Origin of the sequence: Mesorhizobium sp. NBSH29, from assembly GCF_015500055.1 — a bacterium.
Taxonomy (GTDB): Bacteria; Pseudomonadota; Alphaproteobacteria; order Rhizobiales; family Rhizobiaceae; genus Neomesorhizobium.
The window spans coordinates 2,595,490-2,610,300 of record NZ_CP045492.1; the positions used below are offsets into that span (position 1 = coordinate 2,595,490).

Below are 14,811 nucleotides of genomic sequence, written 5' to 3' on the forward strand. Positions count from 1 at the left end.
AGGGAACAAGACATGCGCATTTTGCTCACCAATGATGATGGGATCCACGCCGAGGGCCTGAAGGTTTTGGAGCGCGTCGCGCGCACGCTGTCGGATGATGTCTGGGTGGTGGCGCCGGAGACCGACCAGTCCGGCTTTGCCCACTCGCTGTCAATTTCCGAGCCGCTGCGCTTGCGAAAAATAAGCGACCGGCAATTTGCCGTGCGTGGCACGCCGACAGATTGCGTCATCATGGCGGTGAAGAACGTCATGCCCGAGCCACCGGATCTGGTGCTGTCCGGGGTTAATTCCGGCGCTAATCTCGCCGATGACGTCACCTATTCGGGCACCGTGGCAGGGGCTCTGGAAGGCACGCTGCTCGGCATCCGCGCCATTGCGCTCAGCCAGGCCTATAATGTCCATGGCGATTACCGTGAAGTGCCGTGGGGAACAGTCGAGGCGCTGGCGCCGGCGCTGCTGGCAAAGCTGGTGGAGGTCGATCTGCCGGCCGGCACCTTCCTGAATGTGAATTTTCCGAGCTGCCCGCCCGAAGAGGTCGAGGAAACGCTGGTCACCGCGCAGGGCAAACTGGTCCACTCGATGTGGATCGACGAACGTGCCGATGGCCGCGGCTTTCCCTATTTCTGGCTGCGCTTCGGGCGTGAGCCGCCGGAACTTCTGAAAGGCACGGATGTGCACGCGGTACGCTCCAAGTCGGTTTCGGTGACGCCGTTGAAACTCGACCTGACCGACCATGAGACCAAGGACAGGCTGGCAAAGGCCCTCGCATGAACTCTATGGTCGATGAGCGCGAGGGGTTTGCTGCATTTCTGCTGAGATTGCGCGCGCTGGGCATACCGCCCAAAGACCTCGTCTCGGCCATGGAAGCCACCCCGCGAAAACTATTCGTGCCGGCCAGCGCGCAGGCGCTCGCCTGGTCTGACCGGACGCTGCCGATCGAATGCGGCGAAGCCATTGAGGGGGTTGATCTGCAGGCAGCCGTCATCGCCGCGCTGGAGATCGAGCCTGGTCACCGCGTGCTTGAGATAGGCACCGGATCAGGTTTTACGGCAGCCGTCATGGCGCGCTTGGCCGCCCGCGTGGTCACCGTCGACCGCTACAAAACACTGGTGACACTCGCCACCCAGCGCTTCTCCATGCTCGGCATCACCAACGCTTTTGCCAGACAGGCTGATGGATTGACCGGTCTGCCGGGCGAGGGGCCATTTGACCGGATCGTGGTGTGGGCAGCCTTCGAGGCTCTGCCGCGCGGTTTCGTCGACCAGCTTGCCACCAACGGCATCATGATCGCGCCGATTGGACCGTCTGAAGACGAGCAGCAACTGGCCAAGCTGGTCAAGACCGGCAGCCGCTTTGAGCGCGAGGACATCGCAACAGTCCGGCTTCAGCCGCTGGTGAAAGGAACAGCTGCCGTGCTCTGACCGGCGAACTGCCCGATAAATGAACATTTCTGCGCCAGTTCGCCCTGTCTTAACCGCCGGGTAACATTAACGCGCTTTAATCATACTCAGTTGAGTGGGTATGCGCGAGTCAGGGCAATGCGGTTGAGTAAGTCGAGCACCATCCAGAATACGCTGTTACGCAGTGTCGCCATCCTTGCGCTCGGCGCAACTGTAGCCGGTTGCAGCTCCGGCGTGTCACGCTTTGGCGGCGTCGATGACGTTTTCACCTCCACCACAAATCAGCGCCAGATTATCCCGCCAGCAAACCAGCCCTATCCGGGCGATCAGGTCGCGCAGGTCAACAGGACGGTCGCAAACCGCCAGGCTGTGCAGCCTGTCAGCGTCGCCCGCAGCACATTGCCGCCGGTCTCGGGGACGCAGGTTGCAGAAGCCGCACGCCCTGCCATCCAAACGTCCACTCAGCCGCTGAGGGCATCACTGCCAGCCGCTGCTCCCGTCATGGCATCGGCACAGCAGCACCTCGATACGACGGTCACCGGCACTGTCAAACAGGCAGCGCCTGTCTCTGAGGCAGCCGAAAACATAAAAGGCTGGTCACGCACCGGTGGCAGCCAGATCACCGCCAAGGAAGGCGAAACCGTTTACAACCTGTCACGCCGCTTTGGCGTGCCAGCGGATGTGCTGATCAAGACCAATGGGCTGAAGGATGGCGCCAGCCTGCAGGCCGGCCAGAAAATCGTCATCCCGACCTACGTCTATTCCGATAAGGCCGGCGTTTCGGCGCCTGACAACAATCCCAACGTCGCCAACGCAAAATCGTCGCGCGGCACCAAGGATGTTCCGACCGAAAACCTGCCGGTGCCGACCAACAATGTCGCGGTGCTGCCACAGACGCCACGCGTCAAGGAAAGCGAAGCCGAAAAGTCTACGACCACGACGACCGCCAAGGCCCAATCTGCGGGCGGTTCGGGGGGCTATACAGTTGTCGCGGGCGATACACTCTCCGGCATTGCCCGCAAGACAGGCGTCACGACGACTGCGCTCAAGCAGGCCAACGGCATGTCGGACGGCCTTATCCGCGTCGGCCAGCAGCTCGTGGTGCCCGCCGCAGGTGCCGCAACGGTGGCAAGCGCCGCAACGGGTGCCTCTGCCAAGGCAGAAAAGGTAGACAAGGTCACGACCGGTTCGACGCCCAAAAACGCCGGCACCGACGCCTACACGCCGCCGCGCAAGGCCGACAAGGTTATGGAGCAGGCTGAGCAGGACACTGCAGCCGCACCCGACGCCACCGGCATCGGACGGATGCGCTGGCCGGTGCGAGGCCGGGTCATCTCCGCCTATGGCGCGGGCGGTGGCAAGTATGGCGACGGCATCGACATCGCGGTTCCAGAAGGCACCCCGGTCAAGGCTGCTGAAAACGGCGTCGTCATCTATGCCGGCGACGGCCTGAAGGAATTCGGCAATACGGTCCTGGTGCGTCACGAAGACGGCCTCGTCACCGTCTACGGCCATGCCAGCGAGCTAAAAGTTACCCGCGGCCAGAAGGTCAAGCGCGGCCAGGAAATCGCCGCCTCAGGCATGAGCGGCACGACCGACATGCCAAAGCTGCACTTCGAAGTGCGCAAGAACTCGGCTCCGGTCGATCCGTCGAAATTCCTGGAGTAGGGCGCAAAAAACCTACTCCTCCCTCAGCTGCTGTCCCAGTCTCCCCGCAAGGTCCTGCGTGAACTGCCAGGCTACACGGCCTGACCGGCTGCCGCGCGTGGTGGCCCATTCCAGCGCTTCGGCCCGCATCGTGTCGGCGTCGATGTTCAGCGCGTGGAATCGCACATAGCCATCGACCATCGCGAGATAGTCATCCTGTGAGCATTTATGAAAACCCAGCCACAGCCCGAACCGGTCTGAGAGGGAAACCTTTTCCTCGACAGCTTCGGAAGGGTTGATGGCGGTGGAGCGCTCATTGTCGATCATGTCGCGCGGCAACAGATGGCGTCGGTTCGATGTCGCGTAAAAGATGACATTGGCTGGCCGCCCCTCGACGCCGCCTTCGAGTGCCGCCTTCAGCGACTTGTAGGATGTGTCGTCATGGTCAAACGACAGATCATCGCAAAACAGGATGAAGCGATATGGCGCGGCCTTGAGCAGTGTCATTAGCGCTGGCAGCGTGTCGATATCCTCGCGGTGGATCTCGATCAGCTTTAGCGGTTCGGCTTTGGGCTTAGCATTGATGGCAGCGTGCACTGCCTTTACCAGCGAAGACTTTCCCATGCCGCGCGCGCCCCAGAGCAGCACGTTGTTGGCCGGCAAACCGTCTGCAAAGCGTTGGGTATTGTCAGCCAAGATGTCGCGCACTCTGTCCACGCCGCGGATCAACCCGATATCCACGCGGTTCACACGTGTGACCGGTTCGAGAAAGCCGCGCTCTGCGGCCCAGACGAAACAGTCGGCGGCCAAAAGGTCGGTTTGCGGCACCGGCGGCGGTGCCAGACGGGACACCGCTTCGATCAGGCGGTCGAGCTTGGATTCAAGAGATTCGGTCTGATTTTTGGTCATCGGCAGGCGAAGGCTTTCATGATTGCTGCGGCTAATCGCTCTAACACGGCAAAACTGCCTGTAAAAGCAGTGCGAGGCAGCCCAGGCGCAGTTGCAAAGAAAGATTGAGAGACTATATTCCGGCCACCTTTCAAGGGGGGCGTTCGCGCGGCCCCGATCACGATATTTTCAGGAGTTTTGCCATGTTTGTGACCCCGGCCTTCGCCCAGACTTCAGGTGGCGCACCTGAGATGCTGATCAGCGTTATGCCATTCCTGCTGATCTTTGTGATCATGTACTTCCTGATCATCCGCCCCCAGCGCACGCAGTTGAAGAAGCGCGGCGAGATGCTGACGGCGATCCGTCGCGGCGACACCGTGGTTACCGGCGGCGGTCTGGTCGGCAAGGTGACGAAGGCGAGCGATGATGAGCTGGAAGTCGAACTTGGCACCGGCGTCAAGGTGACTGCGCTGCGCGCCACGATTGCCGATGTACGGGTCAAGGGCGAGCCTGTCGCCAATCAGAACGCCAAGAAATAACCGCATTCAAAGCGGAACCGGAACCCGACGTTCTTTTTGACGAGGCACTATGCTCTATTTTTCGCCCTGGAAGACGGTTCTGATCTGGCTCGCAGTTGCCTTTGGCATCCTGTTTGCATTGCCCAATGCGTTGCCGCAATCAATGCGAGACGCGCTTCCAGGCTGGTTGCCCAGCAAGACCATGACGCTTGGCCTCGATCTGCAAGGCGGTTCGCATATTCTTCTGCAGATCGATCGCCAGGACCTGATCGACGAGCGGCTGCAGACAACGCGCGATGATATCCGCACCGCGCTGCGCGATGCCAAGCTCGGCTATACCGGCCTTTCGGGGACCGGCCGCACCGTTCAGGTTCGCATCCGCGAGGCCAATGAGGTGGAAACGGCCAAGACGGCGCTGGTGGCGCTAACTCAGCCGATTTCGTCTGGCGTGTTCGGGACAACTAACATTGTAGAGCTCACGCAGGATGAGCCCGAACCGGGCCTTCTGCGCTACACGATGACCGAAGACGGCATCAACTACCGGGTCAGCTCGGCTGTCACGCAGTCAATCGAGGTCATTGGTCGCCGCGTCAACGAGCTCGGCACGACTGAACCCGTCATCCAGCGTCAGGGTGACGATCGTGTTCTCGTACAGGTGCCGGGTCTGCAGGACCCGCAGCGCCTCAAGGACATTCTGGGCCAGACCGCGAAACTGACCTTCCAGATGGTCGACCAGTCGGTTCCGGTACAGGAAGCGCTGACGGCAAGGGCTCCGGCAGGCTCAACGATCATGTATTCGCCTGATGATCCGCCCGTTCCTTACCTGATCGAAAACCGGGTCATTGTGTCAGGCGAAAATCTTGCCGATGCGCAGGCGACGTTCGACCAGCGCACCAGCGAGGCAGTTGTGTCGTTCCGCTTCGACACCAAGGGCGCCCAGCGCTTCGGCCAGGCAACCCAACAGAATGTCGGCAAACTGTTTGCCATCATTCTGGACAATCAGGTGATTTCCGCACCCCAGATTCGCGAGCCCATCTTGGGCGGTACAGGCCAGATTTCCGGCAGCTTCACCACGGAGAGCGCCAACGACCTTGCCGTTCTGCTTCGCGCCGGCGCCCTGCCTGCCGACCTGACCATCGTCGAGGAACGCACAGTTGGTCCGGGCCTCGGCCAGGATTCCATTGATGCTGGCAAGTTCGCGTCCATCATCGGCACCGTTCTTGTGCTCATATTCATGGTCGCGGTCTACGGAACGCTGGGGCTGATTGCCAATATCGCACTTTTCGCCAACGTATCGATGGTAATAGCCATCCTGTCGGTCCTCGGCGCCACGCTCACTTTGCCGGGTATTGCCGGTATCGTTTTGACCGTTGGTATGGCGGTCGACAGTAACGTGCTGATCTATGAGCGCATCCGGGAAGAACGGCGCAACGGCCGCTCGGTAATTCAAGCTATCGACGCCGGGTTTTCCAAGGCTTTGGCCACCATTGTCGACGCCAACGTAACCACCCTGATCGCCGCCGGCGTTCTCTTCTATCTGGGAAGCGGTCCTGTAAAAGGCTTTGCGATCACGCTCGCCATCGGCATCGTTACGACGATGTTCACCGCCTTCACGCTGACGCGCTGGCTGGTGGCCGCATGGGTTAGGCGTTTCCGTCCGACTGAATTGCCGCGGGCTCCGATCACGCTGATCCCGACCAACACCAAGATTCCTTTCATGGGTATCCGCAGGTGGACGTTCACGCTCTCATCGGTGCTGTCGATAGCGGCGGTTGTCGCCTTCATGTCTGTGGGCATGAACTACGGTATCGACTTCAAGGGCGGTTCGCTGATTGAGGTCCAGGCGCGAAGCGGTGCTGCCGATCCGGGCGATATACGTGCACGCCTGCAGCAGCTCAACATTGGCGATGTGCAGGTGCAGGAATTCGGTTCGCCGAACGACGCACTGATCCGCATCGGGTCGCAGGACGGTGGCGACAATGCCGAACAGTCTGCGGTCACCAAGGTGCGCGACGATCTCCAGGTTGATTACGATGTTCGCCGCGTCGAAAGCGTCGGACCGACCGTATCCGCCGAGTTGGCCCGCGAAGGAACCATCGGTGTCATCGTCGCACTGGCGCTGGTGCTGGTCTATGTCTGGTTCCGGTTTGAGTGGCAATTCGCGGTGGGTGCGATCATTGCTACCATCCACGACATCATCATCACCATCGGCTTCTTCGTGCTGACCGGGATAGAGTTCAACCAGTCTTCCATTGCCGCCATTCTTACCATTGTGGGGTATTCGCTCAACGATACGGTGGTGGTCTACGACCGGGTACGAGAGGATTTGCGACGCTACAAGAAGATGGATCTGCCGTCCCTCCTGAACATTGCGATCAACACCACGCTGTCACGTACGACCATGACCGCGCTGACGACGATTCTTGCCCTGTTCGCGCTGTTCCTGTTCGGCGGCGAGGTGATCCGGTCATTTACCGCGGCGATGCTGTTCGGTGTGATTTTTGGCACCTATTCGTCGATCTTCATCGCGGCTCCATTGCTGATCCTGTTCCGCCTGCGTCCACCTTCGCCGACCGAATCGAATGAAGGTGGCATGGTGGTACCGGACCGCGCCGTCACCAGCTGACGGAGCTGAAGGTGGCAGAAGGTATCATCATGCGGCAGGCCCATTTCCCGGGCCGCCCGCCAATTGATGCGTATGGCAATGGCGGCTTCCGTTTTGCGGATATGTCGCACCGGGGTTCGATCCTGTGCCTGCCCTCTGGCGTTTACGGCTGGGAGGTAGCGCGCTGTGACACGTTCGTTGCCGCCGATCTCGACAAAATCCTGGCCGAGGCTGGCGATATCGAGATTCTTCTGGTGGGGATGGGACACGAACTGGCACCGCTGCCGACTGATCTGCGCCAGCTTCTGCGCAGCGCAAAAATCGGCGCCGACCCCATGTCTACAGGTGCCGCGGTGCGGACCTACAATGTCCTCCTCGCTGAGGACCGCGCGGTAGCAGCTGCCCTGATTGCCGTCGATTGATATGGCATCGGAACAGTTTTTACCTGGCCTGAAGGCGCTTGATCCGGACCGTTATCTCAGCACGCTGTATGCGCCGCCGGAAAAGCGCGAGGCGCTGGCAGTACTCTACACCTTCAACGCTGAAATAGCCGCTGTGCGCGACCGTGTCCGCGAACCGCTGCCGGGTGAAATCCGGCTGCAATGGTGGCGCGATATTGTGGAAGCGCAAACGCCCGCATCCGGCCACCCGCTGGCAGAGGCGCTATTGGCGGTGATTGCGCAGGAGCAACTACCACCAAATGCGTTTTCGAACATGCTCGAAGCGCGGATTTTTGACCTCTACAATGATCCGATGCCATCGCGAAATGATCTTGAGGGCTATTGCGGTGAGACGGCGTCAGCGGTCATTCAATTGGCTGCACAGATTTTGGACAGGCAGGCAGCACCCGCCTTCGCCGAGACAGCAGGCCACGCCGGCTGCGCGCAGGCGATTGTTGGTCTAATCCGCCTATTGCCCATGCACCGGTCCCGCGGCCAGTGTTTTGTGCCAGCAGATATCCTTTCAGCTGCCGGCTGCACTGTGGAGGAGTTGCTTGCAGGCGCACCACCTGCCGCGAGCGCGGTGGAAGCCATGGCGGCGCTGGCCAGCCAGCATCTCACAACCTTTGAGGAAAGCGCGTCGCGTCTGCCCCAAACCTTGCGCCCGGCCTATCTGCCGCTCGCGGTGACGGGCATCTATCGCGACCGCATCGTGCGGAGCCCGATGTCTGCGCTGACGCAGCCGGTGCCGGTCAGCCTGCTGCGCCGCCAGTTCAGGCTTTTGGTTCGCGCTGCACGAGGCTGGTAGAAGCCGTCGCCGCCTTTATTCGGCGGCGATCTGACCTGTACCGAGCCATTCGCGGCAATCATCAAGCGCGCGCGACGTGATGGCGCGGCGCTTTTCAACCAGCTTTTCGCGGCCACGCAAGCGCTTGCCCTCAGATTTGGGTGCCTCGACCGGAGGAAAAAGCCCGAAATTGACGTTCATCGGCTGGAACGAGCGCTTGCCCTGTTCATCGTCAGACACGATATGCCCGCCGGTGATATGGTTGAGCAGGGCTCCAAACGCCGTGGTGAGCGGCGGCATGGCCAGATCCTGGCCAAGCCGTTCAGCAGCCGCAAAGCGCCCGGCGAGAAGGCCTATGGCGGCACTTTCCACATAGCCCTCGCAGCCGGTGATCTGGCCGGCAAAACGCAGACCGGGGCGCGAGCGCAGCTGCAACGACCCATCAAGCAGCGTCGGCGAGTTGATGTAAGTGTTGCGATGCAGGCCGCCAAGCCGGGCAAAATCCGCGTTCTCGAGGCCCGGGATGGTGCGGAAGATGCGAACCTGCTCGCCATGCTTCAGTTTGGTCTGGAAGCCGACCATATTATAGAGCGTGCCAAGCGCATTATCCTGGCGCAACTGCACCACCGCATAGGCTTTCACCTCGGGGTTATGCGCGTTGGTCAACCCCATCGGCTTCATCGGGCCATGGCGCAGCGTTTCAATCCCACGCTCGGCCATCACTTCGATGGGCAGGCAACCGTCGAAATAGGGCGTGCCTTCCCATTTTTTGAACTCGGTCTTCTGGCCGTCGATCAGCGCCTGAATGAACGCCTCATACTGGGCCTTGTCCATCGGGCAGTTAATGTAATCCTTGCCGGTGCCACCGGGGCCGACCTTATCGTACCGGGATTGGAACCAGCACACGTTCATGTCGATGGTTTCAAAGTGGATGATCGGCGCAATCGCATCAAAAAATGCGAGTGCATCAGCGCCGGTTTCCGCCGCAATAGAATCAGCAAGCGATGGCGCTGTCAGTGGCCCGGTGGCGATAATCGCCTTGTCCCAGTCCTGAGGCGGCAGACCCGGCACTTCTTCGCGCTGGATGGTGATCAGCGGGTGTGCTTCCAGTTGGGCCGTGACCGCAGCGGCAAATCCGTCGCGATCAACCGCCAGCGCGCCACCGGCAGGCACCTGATTGGCATCGCCGCAGGCCATGATCAAAGATCCGGCCAGCCGCATTTCGGCATGCAGCAGCCCAACCGCGTTGGTCTGCGCATCATCAGAACGGAAGGAATTGGAACAGACAAGCTCGGCCAGACTGTCCGTCTTGTGCGCATCGGTGCCACGCACCGGCCGCATCTCGTGCAAAATAACCGGCACGCCAGCCTGTGCGGCCTGCCATGCAGCTTCAGAACCGGCGAGACCGCCGCCAATCACGTGTATAGGTTTTGTTGTCATGTCGCGGAGATAAGCCTCAGGCGCGGGTAAAGCAATCGGCGCTCAGGCCCTGCTCCAAAAAACAACACCCGTCGGGGGAGGAGGATCCGGCGGGTGTCGTTATGGGGGTCGGAAGCCCGGGAGGAGGTGGGCCCCGACCATATTCGTCATCGCCTGGGAGGAGGTAGGCTTTGACGAAATTCTTTTCGCTTTGACGAAGGGTGCGAAGCCCTTTTGGTATTTCAAACAGCACCCGCTGAGGGAGGAGGTTCAGCGGGTGCCGTTTGTAAGTGGACAACACCCGGGAGGAGGTGGGCGTTGACCGTATTCGCCGATGCCTGGGAGGAGGATAGGCTTCGGCGAAATTCTTTGGGTTAGACCGACTTGCGGGCTACGTAAGGAATGTCGCCGCGGCTGATGCCGAGGTCCGACAGTTCACGGTTCGAAAGGCGGTCCAGCTCATTGACCGTGTCACGGTAGCGGCGCCAGTTACGAAAATTGCGAATGAGGTTCATGGTTATTCTCTCTTATTTTTCGATCAGATCGACTTGCGCGCGACGTGTGGAATGTCGCTGCGGACAATGCCGAGATCGGTGAGTTCACGGTTTGACAGGCGGCTCAGCTCGGAAACGGTGTCACGGAAGCGGCGCCAGTTGCGGTAGTTGCGGATCAGGTTCATCTTATTTCTCGTTTCGTCTTTGGTTCGTTTGCTTTTCTCTTTGTGTGATCCGTAGATAGGTGGTGCCGTAGCCTTTTAGAAGCGACAACTGCGCATGGCAGCAATGCAATTGTGCATCGCAACATTAATCGGTTTTAGCGACTGTGGCCGCCATGTGGCAGAATTGCGAAAAAGTGCAGCACGGCAACGACTTGGCGTTGGCAGCTGACAGATGGTGCAATGCGGCAAGCGGCCGCAGGCATGGAAAGCCTGGGGCACTGCTGTCTGGATGAGCTTGCAGAGGAGGTGGTGCGGATGAAGGGACTCGAACCCCCACGCCTTTCGGCACTGGAACCTAAATCCAGGGCGTCTACCAGTTCCGCCACATCCGCATTGGGGCGGGCAATCTCACATGGCCATTGTTCTGTCAATGTTGAACCGCAACCATGTGCTTGATGCGGACCGCGAAGAAGGTTGAAAACACCGGCGGCGTATGACAAAAGGCGTGTCGAATATGACGGGTTGAGACGTCCGGATTTTTGTGTGCCGACAGGCAGAAGTAAAACTGCTGACTACGGGACCAGGATGAAGGGAAAAGACCGGGGTAACCGGTGGCGTGTGGCCACCGGCATCAAAGTCCCTCCGCCCGCGTAGAGCCATTCCCGGCAAGAATTCCGGCAGGCTTGACGGCAGGAAGCCGCGAGCACTGCAGCAATTGTGAAACGAAGGTTTGATTATGCAGGTAACCGAGACACTCAATTCAGGCCTCAAGCGCGAGATCAAGGTCATCGTGCCTGCCAGCGATCTTGAAGCAAAACTGGTGGCCCGGCTGTCGGACGCCAAGGGCAAGGCCCGCATCAATGGCTTCCGTCCTGGCAAGGTGCCGATGCAGCACATGCGCAAAATGTACGGCAAATCCTTCATGGCTGAGGTCGTGAACGAGATTTTGACATCCTCGACCCGCGAAATTCTGGCCGAGCGCGGCGAAAAGTCCGCCATGCAGCCAGAAGTGGTGATGACCGAAGACGAGAAGGAAGCCGAAAAGATCCTCGCCGGCGGCGTCGATTTCGAGTTCAAGCTCAACTACGAAGTGATCCCCGCGATCGAAATCAAGGATTTTTCGGGCGTCAGCGTCACCCGCCAGGTTTATGATGTTCCTGAGGCTGATATCGAAGAGCAGGTCCGCAAGGTCACTGCCGACGCGCGCGAGTACGAAGTTAAGCAGGGCAAGGCCGATCTCTGGGACAAGGTCACCATCAACTATCTCGGTAAGGTCGACGGCGAACCTTTCGACGGCGGTACGGCTGAAGGCTCAGACCTTATTCTCGGTTCCGGCCAGTTCATTCCTGGCTTCGAGGAGCAGCTTGTCGGCCTGAAGGCTGGTGACGAGAAGGTCATCTCGGTAAAGTTCCCTGACGCCTATCAGGCGGCCCATCTTGCCGGCAAGGACGCGACCTTTGATGTTAAGGTGAACGAGGTTTCCAAGCCAGACAGCACCGAAGTCAATGATGAGATCGCCAAGAAGCTCGGCGTCGAATCGGCAGATCGCCTGCGGGAGATCATCCGCGGCCAGATCGAGAGCCAGTTTGGCCAGATGACCCGCCAGAAGGTAAAGCGCGAGCTGCTCGACGCGCTTGATGGCACCTACCAGTTCGACGCGCCCTCGAACCTTGTTGAGGCCGAGTTCGACAACATCTGGAATCAGGTCAACCGCGATCTCCAGGAGGCTGGTCGCAGCTTTGCCGACGAAGAGACGACTGAGGAAGAAGCCCGCGCCGAATATCGTCGCCTGGCAGAGCGCCGCGTCCGCCTCGGGCTGGTGCTTGCCGAGATCGGCGAAAAGGCAAAGGTTCAGATCAGCGACGAGGAAATGCAGCGCGCGCTGTTCGAGACCGTTCGCCGGTTCCCGGGCAACCAGCAGCAGGAAATCTTCGAGTTTTACCGTGGCAACCCGCAGGCATTGAGCAGCATTCGTGCGCCGCTGTTTGAGGAAAAGGTGGTTGACCATCTGCTCACGCAGATTTCGGTGACCGACAAGAAGGTTTCGAAAGAAGAGCTTCTTGCCGACGACGAACCTGCCGAGGGCGCTGCGAAAGCCAAGAAGGCTGCGCCAAAGAAGAAGGCCGAGCCAAAGGCAAAGGCTGAAACTTCAGACGATGCCGAGCCCAAGAAGGCCGCACCGAAGAAGAAAGCAGCAGCTAAAGACGCCGAATAACGTCGTCAGTTCGCTGATAAATATTGAAAAGGCCGCTGGAAACCCAGCGGCCTTTTTGCTTTGATGGGCCACACCGGGCGAGGCATCCTATGTCATCTTCCATCGTGACCCGCATGTTCCCGATCCTGGCGACCTTGGCAGTAGCAACGCCGCCGATGCAGGCTGCAAGCGCGGAAGCGGGCCGCTGGCAACTAAGCCGCCAGTCAAATGGAGTTTCCGCTTCGCTACCTTGGCGGAAACCGCGCCATCGATTACCACCCGACTTTGGTTGTTCGATGCGAGGCTGGCGGTGGATGGAGCGAGACCATCAAGCTGCGCGCATTCATTGCTGGAAGCGCTGCGGTTCCGGTTTCCGTCCAGATCGATGCCCGGATCCATAAACAGACTTGGTCTCTCACGGACCGGAATTCGACGTTGGTTTACATCGGGCAGGGCAGCGGAAACCGTCTCGCGGGCGCCAGAAAGTTTAAAGTAAGCTGGCGCTCCGGATATTTCGGCGGCAACGAAGCCATCTTTGGCCTCGACGGGATCGATGCCGTGCTTGCATTTCTAAAGGCAGCCTGCACTGAGCCACGCTAGATCAGCAGCAGGCCCTTCATGCTGGCATGCCCGTTTTTGCCGATGATGATATGATCATGCACCGAAATGCCGAGCGGTTTTGCGGTGTCGATAATCGTCTTGGTCATCTCGATGTCTGCCCGGGACGGTGTTGGGTCGCCGGACGGGTGATTGTGAACGAGGATGATAGCAGTCGACGACAGCTCGAGCGCGCGCCGCACCACTTCCCGCGGATAGACCGGCGTGTGGTCGACAGTTCCGGTCTGCTGCACCTCATCGGCGATCAGAACGTTCTTCTTGTCCAGAAACAGGATGCGAAATTGCTCGCGCTGCTCAAAGGCCATGGATGCCCGGCAGTAATCAAGCACCTGGGACCACGAAGCCAGCACCTCGCGACCCTTGATCGCGCCGCGCGCCATGCGCTGTGCCGCCGCCGCAACGACCTTCAGATCGAGCGCCACCGCGTCGCCAATGCCCGGCATCTCCCGGATCAGACGTTCGGGCGCGCCTAACACTTCGGCCAGCGAGCCGAACCGCGCCAACAAAAGTTTGGCACGTTCCTTAGTGTCTGCCCGGGGTATCGACCGAAACAGCAATATTTCCAAAATTTCATAGTCAGAAAGCGCGCCCGGGCCCGCCTCACGAAAGCGGTCGCGGAGCCGTTGCCGGTGTCCGATATAATGCGGTTTGTCAGTCAGACGCGCTGCTTTGGCGAGCGGCTTGGATTGCCCTTCGCCAAAAAACCCACGCTCATCGTCATTTTCGTCAGGCACAGTTCAACCCCGGCATTCCCATGCTGTGATAGGCAGCACTTTAAGCAAATACTAAGATGCCAAACCGGGTCGGTCGAGCCCCTTGGGGGAAAGCGTGAAGATTTCGCAACCGGTCTCGGTAACGCCGATAGTGTGTTCATACTGCGCTGACAGCGAGCGATCACGGGTGACCGCAGTCCACCCATCGGAAAGCACTTTCACATGCGCGCGGCCGAGATTGATCATCGGCTCGATGGTAAAGATCATACCGGCTCGCATTTCGACACCCTCGGAGGCGCTGCCATAGTGCAGAATGTTGGGTGCATCATGAAACAGCTGGCCAACGCCGTGGCCGCAGAAATCGCGCACCACCGAGCAACGTTCGCCCTCGGCAAAGCTCTGGATCGCGGCACCGATGGCACCGGTTCGCGCTCCGGGACGTACAGCCGCAATACCCCGCATCAGGCATTCATGCGTCACTTCCATCAGGCGCTCGGCTGCCCGCTTGACCTCTCCGACCGGGTACATGCGGCTGGAATCGCCATGCCAGCCGTCGAGAATATAGGTGACGTCGATGTTGACGATATCGCCGTCCTTCAAAGGCTTATGGTCGGGAATTCCATGGCACACCACATGGTTGATCGACGTGCAGGATGATTTCGTATAGCCGCGATAGTTGAGTGTTGCCGGCATCGCGCCGTGGTCCATGCCGAACTCGAATACAAACCGGTCAAGCGTCTCCGTTGCGACGCCCGGTGCGACCATGCTGGCAAGCTCGTCCAGGCAGCGCGCCGTAAGATTGCAGGCCTTGCGCATGCCGGCAAAGGCTTCTTCGCCATAGAGGCGGATTTGCCCGGTATTGCGCAGGGGCGCTGTCGTAGCGTCGAGATAGGTAACCATTGTCGTTCCAGAGAAGGCAGCGTG

At 59.8% G+C, this 14,811-nt stretch carries 15 protein-coding genes and 1 tRNA gene; 9 read left to right on the forward strand and 7 right to left on the reverse strand.

Annotated elements, in window-relative coordinates:
* The first annotated feature begins 12 nt into the window (after positions 1 to 12).
* The 3 genes from surE to GA830_RS13010 all read left to right on the forward strand — a co-directional run bounded on the left by surE (position 13) and on the right by GA830_RS13010 (position 3,068).
* Positions 13 to 771 carry a 5'/3'-nucleotidase SurE gene (gene surE / locus GA830_RS13000; RefSeq protein ID WP_195162261.1) on the forward strand — a complete coding sequence of 253 codons (759 nt, stop codon included), beginning with the start codon at positions 13 to 15 and terminating at the stop codon, positions 769 to 771.
* Positions 768 to 1,421, forward strand: coding sequence for a protein-L-isoaspartate(D-aspartate) O-methyltransferase (locus GA830_RS13005; protein WP_195162262.1), 654 nt, complete (start codon positions 768 to 770; stop codon positions 1,419 to 1,421). Before surE ends, GA830_RS13005 begins: the two co-directional genes overlap by 4 nt.
* 117 nt (positions 1,422 to 1,538) lie before the next feature.
* Positions 1,539 to 3,068: a LysM peptidoglycan-binding domain-containing M23 family metallopeptidase gene (locus GA830_RS13010; RefSeq protein ID WP_195162263.1), complete on the forward strand. Its 1,530-nt coding sequence runs from the start codon at positions 1,539 to 1,541 to the stop codon at positions 3,066 to 3,068.
* A gap of 12 nt (positions 3,069 to 3,080) precedes the next feature.
* On the opposite strand, the gene GA830_RS13015 is transcribed toward GA830_RS13010, so the two are convergent.
* The gene (locus tag GA830_RS13015) at positions 3,081 to 3,956 is read right to left on the reverse strand and encodes an ATP-binding protein (RefSeq protein ID WP_195162264.1); all 876 of its coding nucleotides are present in this window, start codon (positions 3,954 to 3,956) and stop codon (positions 3,081 to 3,083) included.
* Positions 3,957 to 4,138: 182 nt separating this feature from the next.
* Between GA830_RS13015 and yajC the strand changes: the two genes are divergently transcribed.
* Genes yajC through GA830_RS13035 form a run of 4 tightly spaced genes read left to right on the forward strand, consistent with a single transcriptional unit; the run spans position 4,139 to position 8,306 of the window.
* Positions 4,139 to 4,474, forward strand: coding sequence for a preprotein translocase subunit YajC (gene yajC, locus GA830_RS13020; protein ID WP_195162265.1), 336 nt, complete (start codon positions 4,139 to 4,141; stop codon positions 4,472 to 4,474).
* 49 nt (positions 4,475 to 4,523) lie between these two features.
* Positions 4,524 to 7,079, forward strand: coding sequence for a protein translocase subunit SecDF (gene secDF / locus GA830_RS13025; protein WP_195162266.1), 2,556 nt, complete (start codon positions 4,524 to 4,526; stop codon positions 7,077 to 7,079).
* 11 nt (positions 7,080 to 7,090) lie between these two features.
* Positions 7,091 to 7,480, forward strand: coding sequence for an Mth938-like domain-containing protein (locus tag GA830_RS13030; RefSeq protein ID WP_195162267.1), 390 nt, complete (start codon positions 7,091 to 7,093; stop codon positions 7,478 to 7,480).
* Positions 7,476 to 8,306 carry a phytoene/squalene synthase family protein gene (locus tag GA830_RS13035; protein WP_374939322.1) on the forward strand — a complete coding sequence of 277 codons (831 nt, stop codon included), beginning with the start codon at positions 7,476 to 7,478 and terminating at the stop codon, positions 8,304 to 8,306. Before GA830_RS13030 ends, GA830_RS13035 begins: the two co-directional genes overlap by 5 nt.
* A gap of 15 nt (positions 8,307 to 8,321) precedes the next feature.
* On the opposite strand, the gene trmFO is transcribed toward GA830_RS13035, so the two are convergent.
* From trmFO to GA830_RS13055, 4 genes are all read right to left on the reverse strand, one after another.
* A complete protein-coding gene (trmFO, locus tag GA830_RS13040; RefSeq protein ID WP_195162268.1) occupies positions 8,322 to 9,725 on the reverse strand; it encodes a methylenetetrahydrofolate--tRNA-(uracil(54)-C(5))-methyltransferase (FADH(2)-oxidizing) TrmFO in 1,404 nt (467 codons plus the stop codon).
* Positions 9,726 to 10,078: 353 nt separating this feature from the next.
* A complete protein-coding gene (locus GA830_RS13045) occupies positions 10,079 to 10,219 on the reverse strand; it encodes a DUF1127 domain-containing protein (RefSeq protein WP_195162269.1) in 141 nt (46 codons plus the stop codon).
* A 23-nt stretch (positions 10,220 to 10,242) separates the two neighbouring features.
* Positions 10,243 to 10,383 carry a DUF1127 domain-containing protein gene (locus GA830_RS13050; RefSeq protein ID WP_195162270.1) on the reverse strand — a complete coding sequence of 47 codons (141 nt, stop codon included), beginning with the start codon at positions 10,381 to 10,383 and terminating at the stop codon, positions 10,243 to 10,245.
* 286 nt (positions 10,384 to 10,669) lie between these two features.
* Positions 10,670 to 10,754 (reverse strand) — tRNA-Leu (locus tag GA830_RS13055).
* Between the two features lie 344 nt (positions 10,755 to 11,098).
* Between GA830_RS13055 and tig the strand changes: the two genes are divergently transcribed.
* Together tig and GA830_RS13065 are read left to right on the forward strand one after the other, a co-directional pair.
* On the forward strand, positions 11,099 to 12,577 hold the full coding sequence (gene tig / locus GA830_RS13060; protein ID WP_195162271.1) for a trigger factor: 1,479 nt from the start codon (positions 11,099 to 11,101) through the stop codon (positions 12,575 to 12,577).
* Positions 12,578 to 12,784: 207 nt separating this feature from the next.
* Positions 12,785 to 13,156 (forward strand): hypothetical protein, encoded by a 372-nt coding sequence (locus GA830_RS13065; protein ID WP_195162272.1) that lies wholly within the window; start codon positions 12,785 to 12,787, stop codon positions 13,154 to 13,156.
* On the opposite strand, the gene radC is transcribed toward GA830_RS13065, so the two are convergent.
* Together radC and map are read right to left on the reverse strand one after the other, a co-directional pair.
* Entirely contained in the window at positions 13,153 to 13,908 is a 756-nt protein-coding gene (gene radC, locus GA830_RS13070; RefSeq protein WP_195162273.1) for a RadC family protein, read from the reverse strand. The genes GA830_RS13065 and radC overlap by 4 nt on opposite strands.
* A gap of 51 nt (positions 13,909 to 13,959) precedes the next feature.
* A complete protein-coding gene (map, locus tag GA830_RS13075) occupies positions 13,960 to 14,787 on the reverse strand; it encodes a type I methionyl aminopeptidase (protein ID WP_195162274.1) in 828 nt (275 codons plus the stop codon).
* Between the last annotated feature and the right edge of the window lie 24 nt (positions 14,788 to 14,811).

What these genes read in the sequence shown, in the direction of transcription:
- GA830_RS13065 (WP_195162272.1), top strand. Translation starts at nt 12,785, where the DNA reads ATGGAGTTTCCGCTTCGCTACCTTGGCGGAAACCGCGCCATCGATTAC.
- yajC (WP_195162265.1), top strand. Translation starts at nt 4,139, where the DNA reads ATGTTTGTGACCCCGGCCTTCGCCCAGACTTCAGGTGGCGCACCTGAG.
- trmFO (WP_195162268.1), bottom strand. Translation starts at nt 9,725, where the DNA reads ATGACAACAAAACCTATACACGTGATTGGCGGCGGTCTCGCCGGTTCT.
- GA830_RS13015 (WP_195162264.1), bottom strand. Translation starts at nt 3,956, where the DNA reads ATGACCAAAAATCAGACCGAATCTCTTGAATCCAAGCTCGACCGCCTG.
- tig (WP_195162271.1), top strand. Translation starts at nt 11,099, where the DNA reads ATGCAGGTAACCGAGACACTCAATTCAGGCCTCAAGCGCGAGATCAAG.
- GA830_RS13010 (WP_195162263.1), top strand. Translation starts at nt 1,539, where the DNA reads ATGCGGTTGAGTAAGTCGAGCACCATCCAGAATACGCTGTTACGCAGT.
- GA830_RS13045 (WP_195162269.1), bottom strand. Translation starts at nt 10,219, where the DNA reads ATGAACCTCATTCGCAATTTTCGTAACTGGCGCCGCTACCGTGACACG.
- surE (WP_195162261.1), top strand. Translation starts at nt 13, where the DNA reads ATGCGCATTTTGCTCACCAATGATGATGGGATCCACGCCGAGGGCCTG.
- secDF (WP_195162266.1), top strand. Translation starts at nt 4,524, where the DNA reads ATGCTCTATTTTTCGCCCTGGAAGACGGTTCTGATCTGGCTCGCAGTT.
- map (WP_195162274.1), bottom strand. Translation starts at nt 14,787, where the DNA reads ATGGTTACCTATCTCGACGCTACGACAGCGCCCCTGCGCAATACCGGG.
- GA830_RS13005 (WP_195162262.1), top strand. Translation starts at nt 768, where the DNA reads ATGAACTCTATGGTCGATGAGCGCGAGGGGTTTGCTGCATTTCTGCTG.
- GA830_RS13050 (WP_195162270.1), bottom strand. Translation starts at nt 10,383, where the DNA reads ATGAACCTGATCCGCAACTACCGCAACTGGCGCCGCTTCCGTGACACC.